Annotated in this window: 25 protein-coding genes; 23 read left to right on the top strand and 2 right to left on the bottom strand. The window is 67.9% G+C overall.

Annotation, left to right across the window (positions count from 1 at the left end; genetic code table 11):
• The first annotated feature begins 4 nt into the window (after positions 1–4).
• Genes fliD through QPK32_RS07845 form a run of 11 tightly spaced genes read left to right on the top strand, consistent with a single transcriptional unit; the run spans position 5 to position 8,073 of the window.
• Positions 5–1,414 (top strand): flagellar filament capping protein FliD, encoded by a 1,410-nt coding sequence (fliD, locus tag QPK32_RS07895; protein WP_290412246.1) that lies wholly within the window; start codon positions 5–7, stop codon positions 1,412–1,414.
• Positions 1,415–1,430: 16 nt separating this feature from the next.
• Complete coding sequence (gene fliS / locus QPK32_RS07890) at positions 1,431–1,820, top strand: flagellar export chaperone FliS (protein ID WP_290412245.1); 390 nt, start codon at positions 1,431–1,433, stop codon at positions 1,818–1,820.
• On the top strand, positions 1,813–2,157 hold the full coding sequence (locus QPK32_RS07885) for a hypothetical protein (RefSeq protein WP_290412244.1): 345 nt from the start codon (positions 1,813–1,815) through the stop codon (positions 2,155–2,157). The genes fliS and QPK32_RS07885 overlap by 8 nt, the downstream gene beginning before the upstream one ends.
• Before the next feature lie 2 nt (positions 2,158–2,159).
• Positions 2,160–3,416 carry a flagellar hook-length control protein FliK gene (locus tag QPK32_RS07880; RefSeq protein ID WP_290412243.1) on the top strand — a complete coding sequence of 419 codons (1,257 nt, stop codon included), beginning with the start codon at positions 2,160–2,162 and terminating at the stop codon, positions 3,414–3,416.
• Positions 3,417–3,465: 49 nt separating this feature from the next.
• Positions 3,466–3,939: a flagellar basal body-associated protein FliL gene (gene fliL / locus QPK32_RS07875; protein WP_290412242.1), complete on the top strand. Its 474-nt coding sequence runs from the start codon at positions 3,466–3,468 to the stop codon at positions 3,937–3,939.
• Positions 3,940–3,972: 33 nt separating this feature from the next.
• The gene (locus QPK32_RS07870) at positions 3,973–4,704 is read left to right on the top strand and encodes a FliA/WhiG family RNA polymerase sigma factor (RefSeq protein WP_290412241.1); all 732 of its coding nucleotides are present in this window, start codon (positions 3,973–3,975) and stop codon (positions 4,702–4,704) included.
• Between the two features lie 32 nt (positions 4,705–4,736).
• Positions 4,737–5,630 carry a flagellar motor stator protein MotA gene (motA, locus tag QPK32_RS07865; protein ID WP_290412459.1) on the top strand — a complete coding sequence of 298 codons (894 nt, stop codon included), beginning with the start codon at positions 4,737–4,739 and terminating at the stop codon, positions 5,628–5,630.
• 12 nt (positions 5,631–5,642) lie between these two features.
• Positions 5,643–6,599 carry a flagellar motor protein MotB gene (locus QPK32_RS07860; RefSeq protein ID WP_290412240.1) on the top strand — a complete coding sequence of 319 codons (957 nt, stop codon included), beginning with the start codon at positions 5,643–5,645 and terminating at the stop codon, positions 6,597–6,599.
• A gap of 29 nt (positions 6,600–6,628) precedes the next feature.
• Positions 6,629–6,898 (top strand): flagellar biosynthesis anti-sigma factor FlgM, encoded by a 270-nt coding sequence (gene flgM, locus QPK32_RS07855; protein WP_290412239.1) that lies wholly within the window; start codon positions 6,629–6,631, stop codon positions 6,896–6,898.
• Positions 6,899–6,902: 4 nt separating this feature from the next.
• Positions 6,903–7,337 (top strand): flagellar export chaperone FlgN, encoded by a 435-nt coding sequence (flgN, locus tag QPK32_RS07850; RefSeq protein ID WP_290412238.1) that lies wholly within the window; start codon positions 6,903–6,905, stop codon positions 7,335–7,337.
• The gene (locus QPK32_RS07845) at positions 7,324–8,073 is read left to right on the top strand and encodes a glucosaminidase domain-containing protein (RefSeq protein ID WP_290412237.1); all 750 of its coding nucleotides are present in this window, start codon (positions 7,324–7,326) and stop codon (positions 8,071–8,073) included. Before flgN ends, QPK32_RS07845 begins: the two co-directional genes overlap by 14 nt.
• Here QPK32_RS07845 and flgA read toward each other — a convergent pair.
• Positions 8,063–8,689, bottom strand: a complete 627-nt coding sequence (flgA, locus tag QPK32_RS07840) for a flagellar basal body P-ring formation chaperone FlgA (protein WP_290412236.1) — start codon at positions 8,687–8,689, stop codon at positions 8,063–8,065. The genes QPK32_RS07845 and flgA overlap by 11 nt on opposite strands.
• 178 nt (positions 8,690–8,867) lie before the next feature.
• On the opposite strand from flgA, the gene flgB reads away from it, so the two are divergent.
• From flgB to QPK32_RS07780, 12 genes are read left to right on the top strand one after another with little or no spacing between them, the layout of a single operon-like run.
• Positions 8,868–9,227 carry a flagellar basal body rod protein FlgB gene (gene flgB / locus QPK32_RS07835; protein WP_290412235.1) on the top strand — a complete coding sequence of 120 codons (360 nt, stop codon included), beginning with the start codon at positions 8,868–8,870 and terminating at the stop codon, positions 9,225–9,227.
• A 25-nt stretch (positions 9,228–9,252) separates the two neighbouring features.
• Entirely contained in the window at positions 9,253–9,657 is a 405-nt protein-coding gene (gene flgC / locus QPK32_RS07830; RefSeq protein ID WP_290412234.1) for a flagellar basal body rod protein FlgC, read from the top strand.
• Positions 9,657–10,328 (top strand): flagellar hook capping FlgD N-terminal domain-containing protein, encoded by a 672-nt coding sequence (locus tag QPK32_RS07825; RefSeq protein WP_290412233.1) that lies wholly within the window; start codon positions 9,657–9,659, stop codon positions 10,326–10,328. Before flgC ends, QPK32_RS07825 begins: the two co-directional genes overlap by 1 nt.
• A gap of 41 nt (positions 10,329–10,369) precedes the next feature.
• The gene (locus QPK32_RS07820; protein ID WP_290412232.1) at positions 10,370–11,560 is read left to right on the top strand and encodes a flagellar hook protein FlgE; all 1,191 of its coding nucleotides are present in this window, start codon (positions 10,370–10,372) and stop codon (positions 11,558–11,560) included.
• Positions 11,561–11,574: 14 nt separating this feature from the next.
• The gene (locus QPK32_RS07815) at positions 11,575–12,300 is read left to right on the top strand and encodes a flagellar basal body rod protein FlgF (protein WP_290412231.1); all 726 of its coding nucleotides are present in this window, start codon (positions 11,575–11,577) and stop codon (positions 12,298–12,300) included.
• A gap of 33 nt (positions 12,301–12,333) precedes the next feature.
• Positions 12,334–13,119 carry a flagellar basal-body rod protein FlgG gene (gene flgG / locus QPK32_RS07810; RefSeq protein ID WP_290412230.1) on the top strand — a complete coding sequence of 262 codons (786 nt, stop codon included), beginning with the start codon at positions 12,334–12,336 and terminating at the stop codon, positions 13,117–13,119.
• A gap of 2 nt (positions 13,120–13,121) precedes the next feature.
• Positions 13,122–13,784, top strand: a complete 663-nt coding sequence (flgH, locus tag QPK32_RS07805; RefSeq protein WP_290412229.1) for a flagellar basal body L-ring protein FlgH — start codon at positions 13,122–13,124, stop codon at positions 13,782–13,784.
• A gap of 7 nt (positions 13,785–13,791) precedes the next feature.
• Positions 13,792–14,970: a flagellar basal body P-ring protein FlgI gene (locus tag QPK32_RS07800; protein WP_374046711.1), complete on the top strand. Its 1,179-nt coding sequence runs from the start codon at positions 13,792–13,794 to the stop codon at positions 14,968–14,970.
• Positions 14,970–15,323 (top strand): rod-binding protein, encoded by a 354-nt coding sequence (locus QPK32_RS07795; protein ID WP_290412228.1) that lies wholly within the window; start codon positions 14,970–14,972, stop codon positions 15,321–15,323. The genes QPK32_RS07800 and QPK32_RS07795 overlap by 1 nt, the downstream gene beginning before the upstream one ends.
• A gap of 45 nt (positions 15,324–15,368) precedes the next feature.
• Complete coding sequence (gene flgK / locus QPK32_RS07790) at positions 15,369–16,742, top strand: flagellar hook-associated protein FlgK (RefSeq protein WP_290412227.1); 1,374 nt, start codon at positions 15,369–15,371, stop codon at positions 16,740–16,742.
• An 11-nt stretch (positions 16,743–16,753) separates the two neighbouring features.
• Positions 16,754–17,665, top strand: coding sequence for a flagellar hook-associated protein FlgL (gene flgL, locus QPK32_RS07785; protein WP_290412226.1), 912 nt, complete (start codon positions 16,754–16,756; stop codon positions 17,663–17,665).
• Positions 17,665–18,696 (top strand): hypothetical protein, encoded by a 1,032-nt coding sequence (locus QPK32_RS07780; RefSeq protein WP_290412225.1) that lies wholly within the window; start codon positions 17,665–17,667, stop codon positions 18,694–18,696. The genes flgL and QPK32_RS07780 overlap by 1 nt, the downstream gene beginning before the upstream one ends.
• Positions 18,697–18,879: 183 nt before the next feature.
• Here the strand turns inward: QPK32_RS07780 and typA are convergent, their stop codons facing one another.
• On the bottom strand, positions 18,880–20,718 hold the full coding sequence (gene typA, locus QPK32_RS07775; protein ID WP_290412224.1) for a translational GTPase TypA: 1,839 nt from the start codon (positions 20,716–20,718) through the stop codon (positions 18,880–18,882).
• Positions 20,719–20,843 lie beyond the last annotated feature (125 nt).

Raw genomic sequence — 20,843 nt, 5'->3', positions numbered from 1 at the left:
CAGCATGGCAAGCACGATCACCGCACCGACCTACGAACCGACTTCGACAGCCGCAGCCCTGGCGGAAAAGGCCGTGTCCGCCCTGGACAGCAAGATCACGTCGCAGACCGCGTCGACCTCGGCCACGGCCAAGGCCCTGACGACGCTGAGCTCGGCGATCTCGACCTTCCAGACCTCGCTCGCCTCGCTCACCGGCCTGGGCAAGTCGGTGCTGGCGTCGAGCGCCACCGTCTCCGACACCACCATCGGCAGCGCCGCCGCCAAGCCGCAGGCGGCCGCCGGCACCTACAGCCTGTTCGTGCAGCAGATCGCCACTGCGGGCCAGGTCTCGTACAACAACATCACCAATGCGGCCACGCCGGGCGGCAAGCTGACCGTCAAGCTGTCCGACGAAACGGCAGGCGCCACCGGCACCCCGGTCACCTTCGACGTCGACCTGTCGGCGACGGCGGATACCGACAGCGACGGCAAGATCAGCGTGCGCGAGCTGGCCGCCGCGATCAACAAGGCGTCCGGCAACAACGGCCAGGTCTCGGCCGGCGTCGTCACGATCGGCAACGAGACGCGCCTGGTCATGACCTCGAAGAACACGGGCGTCGCCAACACGATCTCGCTGGACGCTTCCGGCGTGAGCGACGCGACCCTGAAGTCGGGCCTGGGCAACCGCACCATCGTCACGGCGGCGCAGGATGCGATCGTCCTCCTGGGCGGCAAGACCGGCACCCCGATCAAGCAATCGTCGAACACCTTCACCAACATCGACGGCGTGTCGCTGACCGTGACGCGCGCCCAGTCCAGCACCGAGAACCCGATCACGCTCACCGTGGCCAGCGACAGCGGCGGTACCGCCAAGAACGTGCAGGCCTTCGTCGATGCCTACAACAAGCTCAAGTCCTCCATCGATGCCCTGCTGGCGCCGGGCGACGCGGCGGCCGGCACGGCGGCCGGCGGCTTCGCCCACGACTCGGGCGTGCAGTCGCTGCAAAGCCAGCTGGTGTCGATCCTGCGCCCGACGGGCTCGAGCTCGCTGGCGGCCTACGGCATCATCGCCAACCGCGACGGCACGCTGTCGCTGGATACGACGCGCCTGAACAAGCAGCTGCTGGTCGACCCGAACGGGCTGGACAAGCTGCTCGGTTCGAGCAGCGCCAGCGCGCCGAGCGGCGCCGCCGGCGCGCTGAACACCTACCTGAACCAGTGGAGCAACAGCGCCAACGGCCAGCTCAAGAGCCGCACCGAGGCGAACGGCAAGGCGCAGGCCGCGATCACGGACCTGCAGACCAAGCGCGACAACCAGTACAACTCGTCCTACGACCGCTACCTGAAGCAGTTCACCGACCTGCAGACCCTGCAGTCGACGATGCAGACCAACCTGACGATGCTCGACGCCCTGTTCGGCGACGACAAGAAATAATCCTGAGAGAACACCGATGTCCTACCAAGAAGCCTACGGCAGCTATCACGCCACCAGCCTGGACGCGCAAACCTCGCGCGCCTCGCCGGTCGAGCTGGTGCTGCTGCTCACCGACGGCCTGCTCGACGAGCTGGCCCGGGCGCGCGCGCACATGGTGGCGAAGCGCTACGAACAGCGCGCAGCCAGCCTCAACAAGTGCATCGACATCATCAATGGCCTGTCCAGCTCGCTCGACTTCGACGGCGGCGGCCAGGTGGTGTCGAACCTGTCCAACCTGTACGAGTTCTGCGTCCAGCATCTGCACGGCGCCGGCATCAAGCAGGACCCGGCCATGATCGACGAAGTCGTGAAGATCATGACCACGATCCGCGCGGGCTGGGCCGGCGTGCAGGCGCGCAATGGATAAGGACACGACGCGCGTCCAGGGCGACCGCCGCGCGCGGCTGCTGGCCATGGGCGACGCCCTGCAGGCCGCCGCCGCCGGCGCCGACTGGGACAAGCTGGGCGAGCATGCGCGCGCCCTCGGTCCCGCCCTGCAGGCGCTGGCCGCGCGCGGCCCGTGGAATGCGGCCGAACGATTGGTGCTGGTGCGCCTGCGCAGCCAGCACGACGACGCGGCGGCCGCCGCCGCCGCGGCCGCCCGGGAACTCGCGACGCGCCTGGAAACGATGCGCGCCAACAAGGAAGGCTGGCTCGCCTACGCGATGCACAACGATATAGAAGAAGGCGCAAGCCAGGAATGACCATGATGCTCTCCACTTTCACCTCGTCCACGCCGGCAGCGCCGGCGCCGGCGGTCCAGGCGGCGCCGGGCGCCCAGCCGGCCGCGGGCGCCACCGCCGCGGCGGACAGCGCGGCCAACCCCGGCGCCGCTGCCTCGGCCGGCGCCGGCGCATCCTCCAGCCCCGCCCCGGGCGCGCAGCCGTTCGCCCAGTGGCTCGGCCAGCAGGCCGACGCGCAGGCGCTGCAGGCGTCGCTCGCCGCCAAGGCGGCAAAGGCCGATGGCACCGACGGCACGGCCCCCGCGGCAGCGGACGGCCAGGACGCGGCGGGCGACGGCAGCGACGATGCCGCCGCCCCCGCACCGGACAATGCGCTGCTGGCCGCGATGGCGATGCCGCTGATGCCCCTGCCCGCGGCCCAGGTCGCGCAGGCGCTGCAGGCGGCCCAGGGCGGTCAGGCCGGCGCCAGGGATGCCGGCGCCGGCGCCGACGCCCCGGCCGCCGACGCTGTGGGCCAGGACGGTGCGCGCGCCGCCCAGCCGCAACTGGCCGCGGCGCAGGCTGCCGCACAAGCCGCCGCACAAGCCGCGACGAAGGCGGCAGTGCAGGCCGCCACGCCCGCGACGCCCGCCCCGGCACAGCCGGCAACGGCGCAGGCCGCGCAACAGGACGGTAGCGCCGCCCTGCGCGTGGCGGTCCACGTCGATGCCGGCAACGCCGGCGGCGCCGATGCCAAGGACGGCGGCGCCGACCACGCCGGCACGCAGGCCACGGCCACGCCGGTCGCCGGCGCCGCCGTCGCCGGCAGCGCGCCGGCGCAGGCGGCCGCCGATACCGTCAAGCTGTCCGGCCCGCCGACCGCATGGCGCCAGAGCCTGCAGGAAGCGCTGGGCGAGCGCCTGAACGTCCAGGTCGGCAAGAACGTCGAGCAGGCCGTGATCCGCCTCGAGCCGCCGCAGCTGGGCCGCATCGACATCGCGATCCGCCACAGCGCCGGCACGCTCGAGGTGAACATCTCGGCGTCCAACGGCGAGGTGCTGCGCCAGCTGCAGACCGTCAGCGACAACCTGCGCAGCGACCTGTCGCAGCGCCAGTACACCGATGTCGCCGTGACGGTGACGCCGGCGCCGAAGAACGGCGCCGCGCCGTTCGGCGATCCGCAGCAACAGGGCCGCGGCCGCCAGCAGGGCCGCGACCAGGGAGACACCGCCCCGGGCCGCGCCCTGGCCGAGGCCAGCACCAACGCCTCCGCCTTCACGCTGGGCGGACGCGATTCATGACACGGGCCCCATCCCGTCCTATTCAACTAGGCTCGATGAGTAAATAACGATGAACAGCAAAGTCAAGATGATTGTCGCCATTGCCGGTGCCGTGGTCGTCAGCGCCGCCGGCGCCGGCGGCGCCGTCTGGTGGTTCATGCCCAAGCCCGCCGCGGCGGCGGGCTCCGCCAAGAAGGTGGAAGAGGAAAAACCGAAGGAAGGCAAGCCGCTCAAGTACGTCACCCTGGAAAAGGTGATCGTGATGCTGCGCCGCGGCCCGGACGACACCGACACGCACTACCTGTCGACCGACCTCGTGCTCGCCGCCGATCCCGCCAAGGAAAAGGAAACCAAGGAAAACCTGCCGCTGCTGCGCAGCCTGGCGGTGCGCACCCTGTCGTCGTACACGATGGCCGAGGCATCCGCCATGACGGTCGAGCAGTACGCCGCGGCGCTGAACAAGTCCTTCGACGCCGACTACGAGCAGGCGCACAACGAGAAGCCGTTCGCACAAGTCATGATCGGCAAGCTGATCATCGAATGACGATACCGACCAGCGGGGAATGACGTGGCCTACATGACCGACTACGCCGACAGCTACGCCAGCAGCGAATACGCCGACGCCGCGCTTCACGCGGGCATGAGCGAGAAGGAAGAGCAGCGCCACCTGCTCGCCTACGCGCCGCTGGTCAAGCGCATCGCGCGCCAGCTCAATTCGCAGGCGTCGGGCGCCATGGGACGCGAGGACATGGAACAGATCGGGCTGATGGGCCTGCTCGAGGCGCTGCGCCGCTACGGCGCGCCCGACGCCGGCTTTTCCAGCTACGCCTCGCTGCGCGTGCGCGGCGCCATCCTCGACGAACTGCGGCGCCAGGACTGGCGGCCGCGCGCCGTGCGCCAGGACAGCCACAAGCTGCGCGACGCCGTGCGCGCGCTCACGCGCCGCCTGGGCCGCGAGCCGAACGACCGGGAAGCGGCCGAGGCGCTCGGCCTGACCCAGGAAGAATGGCGCCAGTTCCTGCTCGACGACGTCGCCGAAGAGATGCTCAGCTTCGACGAAGTGCTGCAGGAAGCGACCGAGCAGGAACACAGCGCGCCGGGCCCGGAGCAGCAGTTCCTGGTGCGGCGCAGCCTCGAACAGGCGCTGGGCGCCCTCAACGAGAAGGAGCAGCGGGTGATCCAGATGATCTACGAGTTCGAGCTCAGCTACAAGGAAATCGCCGCGGTGCTGGACTTGTCCGACGCCCGCGTCTGCCAGCTCAACAAGAGCGCGCTGGCCAAGATGAAAGCCGCGCTGGCCCAGGCCTGAACGCGTCCACAAAGAACAAGAGAGAGGTAACAATCATGCAAATCCTTGGCATCCTGATCGTGCTTGGCGCCGTGTTCGGCGGCTTCGCACTGATGGGCGGCACCTTCGGCGCGATCTGGCACCCGACCGAGCTGGTCGTCATCGGCGGCGCCGCCCTCGGCGCCCTCGTGCTGGCCAACCCCAAGCACGTGCTGGCCGAACTGCTGGTGCAGATGAAGAAGATCGCCGGCAAACACAAGCACGACTCGGAATTCCAGCGCCAGCTGCTGCTGCTGATGTACGAACTGCTGCAGACCGCCGCCGGCGGCCTGAAGGCCCTGGACGCCCACGTCGAGGCGCCCAAGGAAAGCCCGATGTTCCAGCGCTACCCGCTGATCCTGGAAGAGCCGAAGCTGCTGGCCTTCATCGTCGACAACTTCCGCCTGATGGCCATGGGCAAGATCAACGCGCACGAGCTGGAAGGCGTGCTGGAACAGGAACTGGAAGCCATCCACGAGGAACTCTCGCAGCCGGCCAAGTCGCTGCACAAGGTGGCCGAGGCGATGCCGGGCTTTGGCATCCTGGCCGCCGTGCTGGGCATCGTGCTGACCATGAACTCGGTCGGCGAAGGCGCCGACACCGCCGAGATCGCCGAGCGCATCGGCGCCGCGATGGTCGGCACCTTCATCGGCATCTTCTTCTGCTACGGCGTGCTGGACCCGATCTCGGGCATGATGAAGCAGCTGGTCAACTCGGAAGCGTCGACCATGGAAACGGTCAAGGTCGTGCTGTGCACCCACGTGGCCGGCAAGCCGCCCCTGCTGGCGATCGACGCCGGCCGGCGCCTGATCCAGCTGAACACGAAGCCCAGCTTCGCCCAGCTGGAAGCGTGGATCAATGCGATGGCCGACGGCGAAGATGCCGGCGCGGCCAAGCGCAAGGCCTAAACGGAGCGCGCAGTGCAAGCGAACAAGAAGGGCGACAAGCACCACGAGGAAACCATCGTCAAGCGTGGCGGCGGCAAGCACCACGACGACGAGCACGGCGGCGCCTGGAAGGTGGCGTTCGCCGACTTCTGCATGGCGCTGATGGCGCTGTTCCTCGTGCTGTGGCTGATCGCCTCGCGCGACGCCCAGCAGGCCAAGAAGATCGTGCGCGACAACATGGCCAACGGCATGCTGGAATCCACCGGCCGCAAGCCGGAACTGGCGACCAACCCGGCCGGCAGCCTGATCGAGCGCTTCCAGATGCCGAGGAGCGACGGCGGCGCCAAGGGCCCGAACGCCGGCGCCCAGACCGCGGCGCGCACCCGCTACGAATCCGCGTCGGAACTGGCGGCGCTGGCCCATGCGCTGCAAAAGATGAGCGCCGATGCCGGCCTGGCATCGAATCTTGCCACGGTGGTCACCCCGACGGGCTTGCGCGTGATGCTGCACGATACGGACCGCCAGGGCATGTTCGTGCGCGGCAGCCCGCTGCCGACCGACAAGTTCGCAAAACTGTTGCGTGCGATGGCCCCGCTGTTCGAAAAAATGGAAAATCAGATGTTGATTGTGGGCCACACTGATTCCTTGCAGTACACTTATAAAGGTCCGACCGGCTATTCCAACTGGAGCCTGTCGGCCAACCGCGCCCTGGCCGCGCGCGGGGAACTGCTGAGCGGCGGCATGCGCAGCGAAAGCGTGCTGCAACTGGTCGGCATGGCCGACCAGGCGCCCATCGATCCGGACCACGCGGATGCCGCCATCAACCGCCGCATCGAACTCATGATCCTGACCAGCGGCCAGGCCGCGAGCATCAAGAGCATGTTCGGCCCTCCGGCCGCGACCGACTCGTTGACCAAGGACGTGGCGATCTCGAAACCGGGCGAACAGGCGCTGCAGGAACTGCGCGGCCAACTGGCGAACAAACCATGACGATCCAATCGAAATCCCGAGGACAGCGCATGAAGATCACAGGCGTCTCCACTCCCTCCATCCAGCTCAATCCGCAGACGGGCGGCGCTACCGTTGCCGCGCCGGCCGCCGCCGCCGCTACCGACGCGGTGCTGGAATCGAGCGTGCTCAAGCCGGCCCAGGCCGCGCTGGCCGCCCTGCCCGACTTCGATGCCGCCCGCGTGGCCGAACTGCGCGACGCGCTGGCCAAGGGCGAGCTGCCGTTCGACGCGGGCCGCCTGGCCGGCGCGATCCAGCGTTTCCACGGCAGCAAGGGCTGATGGCATGAGCGCAACCCGCATGACCCGCGACCAGGCCGTCGCCCGCCTGCTGGACGGCATCCAGGGCGACATCGCCGCCTGCGGCGCCGTCCGCGAGCTGCTCGAACGCCAGTTCCAGGCCGCCCTGCGCCGCCACGGCGCCGAGCTGGCCGAACTGGCCGGGCAGCTCATGCCGCAGCTGGACGCGATGGAAGAACGACGCAAGCAGCGCGTGCAGCTCGTGCGCGCCCTGCTCGGCCCGCAAGCCACGATGGGCGACCTGTTCGCCACGCTCGACGCCGCCCGCCGCGATGCCGCCTCCCGGGCCTGGACCCAGCTCGAAGCGCTGGTGCGCGACTGCAAGGAAGCGACGCTGCGCAACGGCAGCCTGATGGCGGAGCAGCATGGCGTGATGCAGCGCGTGCTGTACGGCGAGGAGGCGACCTATGCGCCACGCTGAATTCACGACGTCCATCCCGGCCCTGAGCCCGACCGCGGCCACGCAGGCGACGGCGCCGCTGTCCAACGGCGGCAACGCCTCGGTGAAATTCTCGGGCATCTTCAACGAGGTGCAGGGCGAGGTCGCCACCTTCATCCGTCAGGGCAGCGACGACTTCACGAGCAGCGCCAGCCTGTCGGCCGAGGGCCGCATGTGGGCCGCGCGCAGCCAGCAGGCCGCCAGCGCGGCCGGCGTCGTGGGCGTCGATGGCGCCGGCGACGGCACGGCCTCGCCCGACCAGCAGGCCTTCCTGGAAAGCATCGCCCCATGGGCGCGCGAAGCGGCCGACCGGCTGGGCGTGGCGCCGGAACTGGTGTCGGCCCACGCCGCGCTGGAATCCGGCTGGGGCCAGCGCCCCCTGCGCAACAGCGACGGCAGCTCGACCTACAACCTGTTCGGCATCAAGGCAGGCAACAGCTGGAACGGCGACGTGGCCGAAAACCAGACCACCGAATACGTGGGCGGCGCGGCCGTCAAGACCAGTGCGCGTTTCCGCGCCTATCCGGACCAGGCCAGCGCCTTCCGCGACTATGCGCGCATGCTGACCGATAACCCGCGTTTCCGCGGCGCGCTGGGCGCCGGCAACGACGCCCAGGCCTTCGCGGGCGCGCTGGCCAAGGGCGGCTATGCGACCGACCCGGCGTATGCCGCCAAGCTCGCGCGCCTGGCGGGGAAATTGCAGGGTATCAGCGGTTGACGGCTGAATCGATGGGCTCGACTTCTCCTGCCCCGGCCACGCGCATGCGCACGACCTGCCCGCTATTGGCATTGCGCACGCGGATCACGGCGCCCCTGGCGCCCGCGTCCAGCGCCTCGCCGGCCGTGCTGACTTCGATGCCGTCGCGGCGCGCGGTCATGACGACGGCATCGCCGCGCTTGACGAGGACGGGGCTGGACAGCTGGCCGCTGCGCAAGATGTCTCCTGGACGCAACATGCGACGTGACATTTGTCCGACCGCATCTTCGGGAGTCGTGATCGGATCGGCAACGTTCGAGATGTCGCGGCGCTCCAGCGTGACTTGTGCATCGGTCAACGCTTCGTTGGGCGCGACCGGCGCGGCGGCCACCGCCACCATCGCCGAGACGCGCGCGCGGACCACGTACTCGAGCCGCCATCCGGGGGCGTCGTTGCAGCGCGCCAGGAAGCGCATCCTCTGGGGAGAACGGGTATCCAGCGTCTCGACGGCGACATTCTGGGCGCACGGCGGCGCGGCGCGGCGGGTCACGACGGCGACGTCGAACTGCGGTTCGGTCAAGCCGGAAGCCGCCATTTGCCGCTCCAGTTCGGCGCGCGCGGCTTGTTCGATTTGCATCGGAACCGATGGTTGTGCCGCTTGCGCGGACGCCGAAACGAGCGCCAGTATCGAAACGACAAGGGTTGCCTTACAGAAAGCAATCATTAGAGAATAGCGGCTGACAAAAGCCAGATTCTAACCAATCCATTGCCGGGTGCAATTTTGGCCCGGTGGTCCACACGACGGAGGTCCTGCAATGACGATCAATTTCAAGGAGGCGCTCGGAGTGCATGCCGACACGCTCGCCTTGCGCGCCGAACGCACGAAAGTGCTGGCGGCAAACATCGCGAACGAAAGCACCCCCGGCTACACGGCCCGTGACGTCGACTTCGGCGCCATGCTGCAGGAACGCATCGACAGCGAGAACGGCGAACCGAGCCTGGGCGACGGCGAAGCGCTGTACCGCGTGCCCTTCCACCCGAGCGCCGACGGCAACACCGTCGAGATCGGCGTCGAGCAGGCCGCCTTTTCGCAGAACGCATCGGACTTCCAGACCAGTCTGACCTTCATCAACATGCAGTTGCGCGGCCTGGCGAAAGCCATCAACGGCCAGTAACGCGCCCACCCGGTAAGGCATAGCAATGGGCTTCAAGGATATTTCCCAGATCGCCGGTTCGGCGATGACCGCGCAATCGGTGCGCCTGAACACGATCGCCAGCAACCTGGCCAACGCCAACGCGTCCGCCGGCTCCGAGGCCGAAGCCTACCGCGCGCGCAAGCCGGTGTTCTCGACCTTCATGGGCGGCGACAACGGCGGCGGCGTGCAGGTGCTCGACGTCGTCGAGAGCGCCGAGCCGCTGCGCCGCGCGCACGAGCCGGACAACCCCAAGGCCGACGCCGACGGCATGGTGTACTACACCAACGTCAACGAAGTGGCCGAGATGGCCGACATGATGACCGCGTCGCGCGCCTTCGAGACCAATGTCGAGGTGCTGGGCCGCATCAAATCCATGCAGCAGTCGCTGCTCAAGCTGGGAGACAACTGATGACGACCACGACGTCCGCCACCAACAGCCAGTTCGGCAGCAACGCCGCGGCCAACGCCGATGCCAAGGTCGCGACCCAGGCTTCGACCGATGCCAACCGCGACATGTTCACCAAGCTGCTGGTCGCGCAGATCCAGAACCAGGATCCGCTGTCGCCGCAGGACCCGACCGAATACGTGAACCAGCTGTCGCAGCTGTCGCAGACGGAAGCGCTGCAGGACCTGTCCAAGCTCACCAGCGCCAACGCCAGCGTGCTGGCCAGCCTGCAGACGCTGGCGCTGGGCGGCCAGGTGGGTTCCGACGTGTCGGTCGTGACCGACACCGTCAAGCTGGAGGGCAACAAGGTGTCCGGCATCGTCAACCTGAACGGCCTGAGCACGGGCACCAGCCTGGTGCTGACCGGCAGCGACGGCCGCCAGACCACGATCGACCTGGGCACCCACGCATCGGGCGCGCAGGCATTCACGATCGACCCGGACGCGCTCGGCCTGGCGCCGGGCACCTACAAGATCGCGGCCAAGCCGTCGGACGGCAGCTCGCCCACGATCGAAGTGTCGGCGCGCCTGAACAGCGTGCGCGTGACCAGCGGCGGCGTCGTGCTGCAGGTGTCCAACCTGGGCGACGTCGATCCTTCGTACGTTACCGCTTTCAACGGCAAGACGGGCTCCTGAGCCCCCTCCTCTACCGCTCCAGAGAACATTAAGGAATCGACATGAGCTTCGACATCGCACTGTCCGGCATCCAGGCCATCAACGAACAACTGACCACCGTCTCGAACAACATCGCCAACGCGGCCACCTACGGCTTCAAGAGCAGCCGCGCCAACTTCTCGTCCGTGTATGCCGGCACCAAGGCCAACGGCGTGGAGATCGGCTCGATCACCCAGAGCATCGCCCAGAACGGTTCGGCCGTGACCACCGGCCGCGCGCTGGACGCCGCCATCGACGGCCGCGGCTTCTTCGTCAGCCGCGACCTGCAGGGCGGCCTCACCTACAGCCGCGTGGGCATCTTCTCGGCCGACGTGCAGGGCTACCTGATCGACAGCAACGGCAAGCGCGTGCAGGGCTACGGTCCGACCACCGCAGGCAGCGCGCTGGGTGCGATGGGCGACATCCAGGTACCGACGGGCCAGATCCCCGCCGTGGCCACCAAGGGCATCGACTACGTCGGCAACATGTCGTCCGACTGGAAGACGCCGACCGTCGCGTTCAACAAGGACAACACCGCCAGCTACAACATGGTCAAGCAGTCGCTCGTGTACGACTCGCTGGGCGCGCAGCACACCGTGTCGCAGTACTTCGTCAAGAACGGCAGCAACAGCGTCCAGGTGTACTACTCGTTCGACGGCGCCGCGACGGTGGCCGGCACCGCGCCGCTCACGTTCGGTACCGACGGCAAACTGACCGGCGGCGGTACTGCTACCGTCACCTATACGACGGCCCAGGCCCCGGGAGCCACGGCGGGTTCCGTCGCCTTCGACTACACCGGCAGCACCCTGTACGCCGGCGACGCCACCACGACCACCAACCGCAGCGACGGCTACGCCTCGGGCGCCTTCATCGGCGTCGAACTGTCGTCGGACGGCTCGCTGGTGGCCAAGTACAGCAACGACCAGTCGCAGGTGGTCGGCACGCTGGCCATCGCCACCTTCCCGAACGAAGGCGCGCTGACCGCCACCAGCGACACCAGCTGGACCGCCAACGCGAATTCAGGCGACCCGCTGTACAACACCCCGGGCGTGGGCCTGTCGGGCAAGCTGACCACCGGCACGCTGGAAGGCTCGAACGTCGACATCACCTCGGAACTGGTCGGCCTGATGACCTCGCAGCGCAACTACCAGGCCAACTCGAAGGTCCTGACCACCGAGAACCAGATGATGCAGGCCCTGATGCAGGCCCTGTAAGACGCCGAGCGACCATGGACAAACTGATCTTCACCGCCGCCTCCGGCGCCGCGCACCTGATGCGCGCGCAGCAGGTGCACGCCAATAACCTGGCGAACATGGATACCGCCGGCTACCGCGCCAGCATGGAAACGGCCGGCAACGTCGAACTGGGCGGCTACGGCTACGACGACGTGCACATGGCCACCACCCAGGCCGACACCATCTCGACCCGCGCCGGCAGCGTGCGCGAGACGGGACGCGCGCTCGACGTGGCCATCGGCGGCCAGGGCTACCTCGCCGTGCAGTACGGCGACGGCGAAGCCTATACCCGCTCGGGCGAGATCGCGATCGGCCCCGACGGCGAACTGTCGGTGCACGGCCACGCGCTGCTGGGCGAAGGCGGCCCGATCGTGCTGCCGCAGCACACCGCGGTGGAGATCGCCACCGACGGCACCATCTCGATCCTGACCGAGGGCGCGACCGAGATGCAGACGGTCGACCGCCTGCGCCTGGTGAATGCCGAAGGCACGGAACTGACCAAGAACGAGGCCGGCCTGATCGTCTCGCGCGACGGCGCCAACCTGGCGGCCGACCCGAACGTCAAGGTGCGCCCGCGCGCCCTCGAAGGCAGCAATGTCTCGGCGGTCGAGGAAATGGTCGCCACCATGAGCCTGAACCGCAGCTTCGAGATCCAGATGAAGCTGTTCCAGGCCAGCGACAAGATGAACGAGACGGGCAACCGCCTGATCGGCGCATAAGCGCCTGCCACCGATTAAGAGAGAGAGAACATCATGAATCCAGCAATGTGGATCAGCAAGACCGGCGTGCAGGCCCAGGACGCGAAGCTGCAGGCCATCGCCAACAACCTGGCCAACGTGAACACGGTCGGCTTCAAGCGCGACCGCGTCATGTTCGAGGACCTGTTCTACCAGGTCGACCAGCAGCCGGGCGCCCAGACCGCCGACAACACGGTCAGCAACGGCACCCAGCTGGGCAACGGCACGCACATCGTCGGCACCCAGAAGGTGTTCACCAACGGCAGCCTGCAGACCACCAGCCAGCCGCTCGACGTCGCCATCTCGGGCAGCGGCTTCCTGCAGGTGCTGCGTCCGGACGGCCAGCCGGCCTATACCCGCGCCGGCCAGCTGCAGGTCAACCAGAACGGCGTGCTGACCAACGCCCAGGGCCTGCCCCTGGTGCCGCAGATCACCGTCCCGAACAACGCGACGGCACTGACCATCGGCGAGAACGGCATGGTCAGCGCGACCGTCCCGGGCACCACCGCGCCGACCGAACTGGGCCAGCTGACGCTGACCACCTTCGTGAATCCGGCCGGCCTGCAGGCGCTGGGCGAGAACCTGTTCTCGGAAACGGGCGCCAGCGGCGCGCCGAACGAGGGCGTGCCGGGCACCGGCGCCTTCGGCAAGCTGAAACAGGGCGCGCTGGAAGGCTCGAACGTGCAGGTGGTCGAGGAAATGGTCGACATGATCGCCGCCCAGCGCACCTACGAGATGAACACCAAGGTGCTGTCCGCGGCCGACAACATGCTGCAGTACCTGTCGCAGGCGGCGCGCTGATCATGATCCGCTTCGCCACCGCCGGCTTCCTCGCCGCGGCCACGCTGCTGACGGGCTGCGCCTCGAACGTGCCGCTGCGCGCTCCCGCCGCCGACCCGTTCGACCTGCCCCCGGCGCAGGCCGCGCGGCGCGGCGTGTCGGGCGGCGTGTTCAGCGCCGACACCGTGTCGCTGACCTCGGACGCGCGCGCGTTCCGCGTGGGCGACGTCGTCACGGTGATCCTGCAGGAGACCACGCAGGCCAGCAAGAAGGCCGGCACCAGCTTCAGCAAGGGCTCCACCGTCGCCGTCGATCCGCTCGCCGCGCTCGGCAAGACCTATCCCAAGACCGCCATCGGCATCAACGCCGACCGCAGCTTCCAGGGCGACGCCACCAGCACCCAGCAGAACGCGCTGTCCGGCGCCGTGACCGTGATCGTGCAGGAAGTGATGCCCAACGGCCTGCTGCGCGTGGCCGGCGAAAAGCGCCTGCAACTGAACCAGGGCGAGGAATTCCTGCGCCTGAAAGGCTACCTGCGCGCGGCCGACATCGACAGCGACAACCAGGTGTCCTCGCTGCGCGTGGCCAACGCGCGCATCGCCTACTCCGGCCAGGGCACGCTGGCCGATGCCAATTCCCCCGGCTGGCTGACCCGCTTCTTCACCGGCCCCTTGATGCCGTTCTGAGGACGACATGAACCGATTCCTTCGCACCGGTCCGCTCGCGCGGATCGTTTCCCTCGGCCTGGCGCTGTGCGCCATCGCCAGCCTGCCGGCCGCGGCCGCGCCCGCGGTCAAGTCAGCCGCCAGCGCCGCCGCCCTGCCGATGACCCGCACCCAGCCGCTGCGCAACCTGGCCAGCGTCGAAGGTGTGCGCGAGAACCCGCTGGTCGGCTACGGCCTCGTGGTGGGCCTGAACGGCAGCGGCGACTCGACCCAGGTGAAGTATTCGAGCCAGTCGGTGATCAACCTGCTCAAGCAGTTCGGCGTCAAGATGCCGGAAGGCCAGGACGCCAAGAACAAGAACGTGGCGGCCGTCATGGTCTCGGCCGTGTTCCCGCCCGGCTACCGCCGCGGCCAGCAGATCGACGTCACCGTGGCCTCGCTGGGCGATGCGAAAAGCCTGCGCGGCGGCACGCTGCTGCTGACCCAGCTGCGCGCGGCCGACAACGAAGTCTATGCGCTGGCCCAGGGCAACCTGGTGGTCGGCGGCCTGTCGGCCTCCGGCAAGAGCGGCTCCTCGGTGACGGTGAACACGCCCACCGGCGGCCGGATCCCGAACGGCGCCCAGATCGAGCGCGAGATCCCGACCGACTTCGCCACCCGCGCGCACGTGCTGCTGCAACTGCGCCACCCGAACTTCGATACCGCCACCAACGTCGTCGAAGCGATCAACCGCCGCTATGGCCCGATCGCGACGACCGCCGACGGCAGCAGCATCGAGGTGGTCGCGCCGACCAACCCGACCGAGCGCGTGGCCTTCGTCGCGCGCCTGGAGAACATGCCCATCGAAGCGGGCGCGGAAACGCCCAGGGTCGTGTTCAACTCGCGCACCGGCACCGTGGTGATCTCGGACGGCCTGCGCGTGCGCTCGGCCGCCGTCACCCACGGCTCGCTCAAGGTCGTGATCTCGGAAAGCTCGGCGGTGAGCCAGCCCGGCCCGCTGTCGCGCGGCCAGACCGCCGTCACCCCGCAGTCGAAGGTGCAGGTGGACCAGGGCTCCGGCCAGATGTTCCACTGGCCGCCGGGCGCGCGCCTGCAGACCATCATCGACGTGGTCAACAGCCTGGGCGCTTCGCCCGACGACATCATGGCGATCCTGCAGGCCCTCGACCAGGCCGGCGCGATCGAAGGCGAACTGGTGGTGATCTGATGGACAACAAGCTCAATCCCCTGGCCGCCCAGCCGATCCCGCTCGACAACGCCAAGGATGAAAAGGTGGCCGCCGCCGCCGACGGCGCGCTCGACCCGGCCTATGTGGCCAAGGCGACCAAGGTCGCGGTGGAATTCGAGAGCTTCTTCATCTCGCACATGCTGCACCAGATGCGCGAAAGCGCCCGCACGCTGGCGCCGGAAGACAGCCCCACGCGCGACCGCGTCAACCAGAACATGACGGACATGGTCGACAACATGTTGGCCGGGAATATCGCCAACCAGCGCGCCTTCGGCGTGGCCGACGCGATTTTGAAGCAGTTGTTGCCGGCACCACTTAATAAGGTGCAATAAACGGTCGCCTGTAACTACTGAACACGTATTCCGAGAGAACGGCCCATGAGCATCCTGAACAACGCACTGTCCGGCGCGATCGCATCGCAACTCGCCTTGAACGCCGCCAGCCAGAACATCGCCAACCTGCAGACCAAGGGCTACACCCGCCAGGCTGCGCTGCTGGCGTCGGTCGCGCCGTCGGCCGGCTCGCAGGTCGGCAACGGCGTGTCGGTGACGGCGCTGATCCGCTTCTCCGACGGCTACAAGACCCAGCAGCTGTGGACCAGCGCCTCGGAACTGGGCGCGTATTCGCAGACCCAGCCCTACCTGACCCAGCTCGAGCAGGTGATGGCCGACGACAAGTCGAACGTCTCGGACGGCATCGACCAGTTCTTCGCCGCCCTGAACGCCGTCGCCGGCGTCGACCCGACCTCGACGCCGCTGCGCCAGCAGGTGGTCACCGCGGCCAACCTGCTGTCCCAGCGCTTCAACAGCCTGAACAACGTCTTCAACACCCAGGAACTGTCGATCCGCCAGCAGCGCAGCGCCATCGTCGACGAAGCCAACAGCGCGATCGCCACGATCGCCTCGCTGAACACGCAGATTTCCGCGGCCAGCGCGGGCGGCACCAACGTCTCCTCGCTGATCGACGCGCGCGACCAGGCGATCGACAGCCTGTCCAGCCTGATGAAGCTGGAAGTGAACGACCAGCCGGACGGCAGCCGCAACGTCTCGCTCGCCAACGGCCAGTCGCTGGTGCTGGGCGGCGTGGGCGCCACCTTGAGCACGGACGGCGGTCTCTCGCAGACCTTCAGCATGACCTTCGCCGGCACCCAGTTCGACCTCGATCCGGCCAGGATGGGTGGCGAGATGGGCGGCCTGTCGACCTACCTGAACGACACGCTGCTGCCGACCAAGCAGGGCGTGGCCGACCTGGCCCGGCAGCTGACGGACAAGATCAACACCCAGCTGCAGGCCGGTACCACGATGAGCGGCGCCCCGGGCAAGGCGCTGTTCGTGTTCGACCCGAACAGCGTGTCGAACATGGTGTCGGTGGCGGCCGGTTTCCAGACCTCGGACCTGGCCTTCTCGTCCAGCGTGGCCGCCGGCCCCGGCGACACGGGCAACCTGCAGAAGCTGGTCGACATCAAGAACCAGTCGATCAGCGTGACCCGCGTGGGTACCGTGCTGATCGCCGACGCCGACACCCAACTGGTCGGCAAGCTGGCCGTGGACAGCCAGCAGAACAAGGGCGCGCTGACCACCGCCCAGACCCTGCGCACCCAGGCCGAGAACGATTGGGCGTCGACCAGCGGCGTCAACGAAGACGAGGAAGCGGTCAGCCTGGTCGAATACCAGAAAATGTACCAGGCCAACATGAAGGTGATATCGGTCGCGAACGCGCTGTTCGATGCCACCCTGGCCATGATGGGTTAAGGAAGACGACCATGCGCATCGCATCCAGCCAGTACCAGGCATTCATGACCGCTTCGCTCCAGAAGAACCAGGAGCGCATCACCTACGTCAACCAGCAGCTGTCCACCGGCGACCGCATCCAGCTGCCCTCCGACGACCCCGTCGACAGCGTGCGCCTGTCGCGCCTGAAGCGCGAGGAAGCCGCCATCGACCAGTACCGCGCCAACATCGCGGCGCTGCAGCAGCGCATGTCGAAGAACGAAGGCTACCTGACGAATATGGTCAACGACATGAACGCGGGCCGCGACCTGCTGGTGTGGGCCGCGGACGGCGCCAACACCCCGGACGACCTGAACGCGATGGTGACCTCGCTGTCCTCGCTGCGCGACAGTCTGGTGTACACGGCCAACACGGTCGACCAGGAAGGCCGCTACGTGTTCTCCGGCACCGCCACCAACGTCGCGCCGATCGCCTACAACGCCACCGGCACCCTGGGCCAGCGCTATAGCTATGCCGGCAACCAGAACGCGCAGAACGTCGTGGTCGGCAACGGCATCACCCAGGTCGCGAACCAGAACGTGGCCGACCTGGAAAAGCTGCTCAACAAGCTGGACGAGACCATCGACGCGCTGTCGAAGTCCGACGTCGATGCCAACGACCCGGACGTGCGCACCACCGTCGCGGCCACCCTGGGCGCCTTCGACGATGCGCTGAACCTCGTCAGCGGCAAGGTCGCCGTGCTGGGCGGCCAGCAGAACATCCTCAAGACGCTGGACGCCAACCACACCAACGTCAGCCTGTCGAACAAGACCGCGATCAACGACATCGGCTCCGTCGACGTGGCCGTCGCCGCGACCGAGCTGACCGGCTACACGACTGCCCTGCAGGCCTCGTACAAGGCCTACGGCAAGATCGGCAACCTCTCCCTGTTCGACGTACTGTGATGGACACCACCCTTCGACCGACCACGACGGGCAGCGCCCTCGGCACCGTGCGCGGCAAGGGCGCGACGGCGCTCGTGCCGGCGCGCGCATCCGGCGCGGCCGCCGGCGCCGCCGAGAGCACGGCCGCCGCTTCCTCGGCCAAGCCCGCCGCCCTGCGCCGCAGCAGCGCGCGCATCGACAGCGGCCTGCAGGACGGCGTCGCCCGCGCCCAGCAGGCCCTCGACTACCTCGAACGCGTCGCCAGCCAGCTCGAGAACCTGAAGGGCGAACTGACGGCCAAGCTGGCCAGCAGCAGCCGCGGCGGCAACGCCGGCAACAGCCGTCCGCAACTCGACAACCAGGTGCGCCAGCTCGCCCGCGCGCTCGCCGCGCGCAAGTCCGAAGGCGGCGGCGGCATCGACAGCGACCTGAAGTTCACGGCCCAGCCCTCGACGCAACGCTTCCGCATCCGCGCGCTGGACATCGACACCCTGCAGCAGAATGCGCCCCAGACCATCGCCTTCTCGATCGGCAGCGCCGGCGGACCGCAATTGGCGGCCACCGTCACCGGCGACCAGACCAACGAGCAGCTGGCCCGCGCGATCGACCGCGCGATGGCGCCGCTGGGCGTGCGCGCCGGCCTCGATGGCGGCGCCCTCGTGTTCTCGACGCCCGAATCGAACTGGCCCGCCGTCAAGGACAGCATCGCCGTGAGCGGCATCGGCCGTGTCGCGGCCGAGGAAGTGCAGCCCAGCCTGGCGCCGCAGCAGTGGAATACGGGTGCCGGCTCGGACGCGCTGCGCCAGAGCCTGCGCGAAGTGGTGCAGGCGCTGGAACGCGTGCACCGCTCGCAGAGCGCCGCCAGCAGCGCGCTGTCGTCCGCCAACGTCGACGTGGCGCAGGCCCAGACGCCGCCGCCGGAAGTCGACCTGGCGGCCGAGGACTTCGCCGCCGCTGCCGCCAGCACCGACTACGAGTCGCTGCTGGCCCTCTCTTCCGCCCTCGTCGGCGTCAGCCGCGAACGCGTGCTGGCGCTGCTCGGCCTGCGTTAACCCCCCCCAAAAAAACCGTCGCCCCTGCGCAGGCAGGGGCCCAATTTTCTCCGCGTTGCGCTCGCGCGAGCAGCAATTGGGCCCCTGCCTTCGCAGGGGCGACGTTCATTTGCGTTTCACTGGATTCTCCAGACGAAAAAAAACCCGCTGCATGCAGCGGGTTTTTCTCGACTGCCTGAAGGCTTACGCGCCTTCGCGGCTGGCCTTCTTGCGCTCGTGTTCCTTCAGGTAGCGCTTGCGCAGTCGGATGCTCTTCGGGGTGATCTCGACCAGTTCGTCGTCCTCGATGAACTCGACCGCGTATTCCAGCGACATCTGGATCGGCGGCACCAGGCGCACGGCTTCGTCGGTGCCCGAGGCGCGCACGTTGGTCAGCTGCTTGCCCTTGATCGGGTTGACGACCAGGTCGTTGTCGCGCGAGTGGATACCGATGATCATGCCTTCGTACACCGGGGTGTTGTGCTCGACGAACATGCGGCCGCGGTCCTGCAGCTTCCACAGCGCGTAGGCAACGGCCTGGCCATCGTCCTGCGAGATCAGCACGCCGTTGCGGCGGCCGGCCAGTTCGCCCTTGCCGTTGTCGACCGGCGAGTAGGCGTCGAACACGTGGCTCATCAGGCCGGTGCCGCGGGTCAGGGTCATGAAGTCGCCCTGGAAGCCGATCAGGCCACGGGCCGGGATGCGGTACTCGAGGCGCACGCGGCCCTTGCCGTCCGATTCCATGTTCTGCAGGTCGCCACGGCGGCGGCCCAGTTCTTCCATCACGCCACCCTGGTTGGCTTCCTCGACGTCGACGGTCAGGTTCTCGTACGGCTCGCACTTCACGCCGTCGATTTCCTTGAACACGACGCGCGGACGCGACACGGCCAGCTCGAAGCCTTCACGGCGCATGTTTTCCAGCAGGATGGTCAGGTGCAGTTCGCCGCGGCCCGACACTTCGAACGTCGTGTCGTCGTCGGTCGGCAGCACGCGCAGCGCCACGTTCGATTTCAGTTCGCGGTCCAGGCGGTCGCGCAGCTGGCGGCTGGTGACGAACTTGCCTTCGCGGCCGGCCAGCGGCGAGTTGTTGACCATGAAGTTCATGGTCAGGGTCGGCTCGTCGACGGTCAGCATCGGCAGCGCTTCCGGGGTGTCCACGGAAGTCACGGTCACGCCGATGCCGATGTCCTCGATACCGTTGATCAGGACGATGTCGCCGGCGACGGCTTCGTCGACCAGCACGCGCTCCAGGCCCTTGAAGTTCAGCACCTGGTTGATACGGCCCTTGATCGGGCTCTTGTCGTCCTGGCCGTTCACGACCAGCACGTCCATGCCCGGCTTGACGCGGCCGCGGTTGACGCGGCCGATGCCGATCTTGCCCACGTAGGACGAGTAGTCCAGCGACGTGATCTGCAGCTGCAGCGGACCGTCCGGATTGTCGTCGCGTACCGGCACGTATTTCAGGATCGCGTCGAACAGCGGCTTCATGTCGCCGCCGCGCACGCTCTCGTCCAGGCCGGCGTAGCCGTTCAGGCCCGAGGCGTAGACGATCGGGAAATCGAGCTGCTCGTCGGTCGCGCCCAGCTTGTCGAACAGTTCGAAGGTCTGGTTGATCGCCCAGTCGGCGCGTGCGCCCGGACGGTCGATCTTGTTGACGACGACGATGGGCTTCAGGCCCAGGGCCAGCGCCTTGCGGGTCACGAAGCGCGTCTGCGGCATCGGGCCTTCCTGGGCGTCGACCAGCAGCAGCACCGAGTCGACCATCGACAGCACGCGTTCCACTTCGCCGCCGAAGTCGGCGTGGCCCGGGGTGTCGACGATGTTGATGTGGGTGCCTTCGTATTCGACGGCGCAGTTCTTCGACAGGATGGTAATGCCACGTTCTTTTTCGAGATCGTTCGAGTCCATCACGCGGGTGTCGACCGCCTGGTTTTCGCGGAAGGTGCCCGATTGGCGCAGCAGCTGGTCCACCAGGGTGGTCTTGCCGTGGTCAACGTGGGCGATGATTGCGATATTACGAATCGCGCGTTTGGTGTTTGACATGTGTGTTATTTCAACAGGATGTTGCGTGATGGTCGGATGAGCTCAAAGGGCCGATTTTTTTCCTAAGCCGGCAAGTATAGCACGTCTCGGCTTTCACGCCGCATCGCGGCAAAAGTAAAAGCCTT

It is taken from the genome of Massilia sp. YIM B02763 (assembly GCF_030412015.1).
GTDB lineage: Bacteria > Pseudomonadota > Gammaproteobacteria > Burkholderiales > Burkholderiaceae_D > Telluria.
This window is presented reverse-complemented; position numbering and strand designations above follow the sequence as displayed.

What these genes read in the sequence shown, in the direction of transcription:
- QPK32_RS07800 (WP_374046711.1), top strand. Translation starts at nt 13,792, where the DNA reads ATGAACCGATTCCTTCGCACCGGTCCGCTCGCGCGGATCGTTTCCCTC.
- typA (WP_290412224.1), bottom strand. Translation starts at nt 20,718, where the DNA reads ATGTCAAACACCAAACGCGCGATTCGTAATATCGCAATCATCGCCCAC.
- QPK32_RS07820 (WP_290412232.1), top strand. Translation starts at nt 10,370, where the DNA reads ATGAGCTTCGACATCGCACTGTCCGGCATCCAGGCCATCAACGAACAA.
- flgB (WP_290412235.1), top strand. Translation starts at nt 8,868, where the DNA reads ATGACGATCAATTTCAAGGAGGCGCTCGGAGTGCATGCCGACACGCTC.
- flgC (WP_290412234.1), top strand. Translation starts at nt 9,253, where the DNA reads ATGGGCTTCAAGGATATTTCCCAGATCGCCGGTTCGGCGATGACCGCG.
- QPK32_RS07780 (WP_290412225.1), top strand. Translation starts at nt 17,665, where the DNA reads ATGGACACCACCCTTCGACCGACCACGACGGGCAGCGCCCTCGGCACC.
- flgG (WP_290412230.1), top strand. Translation starts at nt 12,334, where the DNA reads ATGAATCCAGCAATGTGGATCAGCAAGACCGGCGTGCAGGCCCAGGAC.
- QPK32_RS07885 (WP_290412244.1), top strand. Translation starts at nt 1,813, where the DNA reads ATGGATAAGGACACGACGCGCGTCCAGGGCGACCGCCGCGCGCGGCTG.
- flgA (WP_290412236.1), bottom strand. Translation starts at nt 8,689, where the DNA reads ATGCAAATCGAACAAGCCGCGCGCGCCGAACTGGAGCGGCAAATGGCG.
- QPK32_RS07815 (WP_290412231.1), top strand. Translation starts at nt 11,575, where the DNA reads ATGGACAAACTGATCTTCACCGCCGCCTCCGGCGCCGCGCACCTGATG.
- QPK32_RS07880 (WP_290412243.1), top strand. Translation starts at nt 2,160, where the DNA reads ATGATGCTCTCCACTTTCACCTCGTCCACGCCGGCAGCGCCGGCGCCG.
- QPK32_RS07870 (WP_290412241.1), top strand. Translation starts at nt 3,973, where the DNA reads ATGACCGACTACGCCGACAGCTACGCCAGCAGCGAATACGCCGACGCC.
- QPK32_RS07825 (WP_290412233.1), top strand. Translation starts at nt 9,657, where the DNA reads ATGACGACCACGACGTCCGCCACCAACAGCCAGTTCGGCAGCAACGCC.
- fliL (WP_290412242.1), top strand. Translation starts at nt 3,466, where the DNA reads ATGAACAGCAAAGTCAAGATGATTGTCGCCATTGCCGGTGCCGTGGTC.
- fliD (WP_290412246.1), top strand. Translation starts at nt 5, where the DNA reads ATGGCAAGCACGATCACCGCACCGACCTACGAACCGACTTCGACAGCC.
- QPK32_RS07795 (WP_290412228.1), top strand. Translation starts at nt 14,970, where the DNA reads ATGGACAACAAGCTCAATCCCCTGGCCGCCCAGCCGATCCCGCTCGAC.
- flgK (WP_290412227.1), top strand. Translation starts at nt 15,369, where the DNA reads ATGAGCATCCTGAACAACGCACTGTCCGGCGCGATCGCATCGCAACTC.
- fliS (WP_290412245.1), top strand. Translation starts at nt 1,431, where the DNA reads ATGTCCTACCAAGAAGCCTACGGCAGCTATCACGCCACCAGCCTGGAC.
- flgN (WP_290412238.1), top strand. Translation starts at nt 6,903, where the DNA reads ATGAGCGCAACCCGCATGACCCGCGACCAGGCCGTCGCCCGCCTGCTG.
- flgL (WP_290412226.1), top strand. Translation starts at nt 16,754, where the DNA reads ATGCGCATCGCATCCAGCCAGTACCAGGCATTCATGACCGCTTCGCTC.
- flgH (WP_290412229.1), top strand. Translation starts at nt 13,122, where the DNA reads ATGATCCGCTTCGCCACCGCCGGCTTCCTCGCCGCGGCCACGCTGCTG.
- QPK32_RS07845 (WP_290412237.1), top strand. Translation starts at nt 7,324, where the DNA reads ATGCGCCACGCTGAATTCACGACGTCCATCCCGGCCCTGAGCCCGACC.
- flgM (WP_290412239.1), top strand. Translation starts at nt 6,629, where the DNA reads ATGAAGATCACAGGCGTCTCCACTCCCTCCATCCAGCTCAATCCGCAG.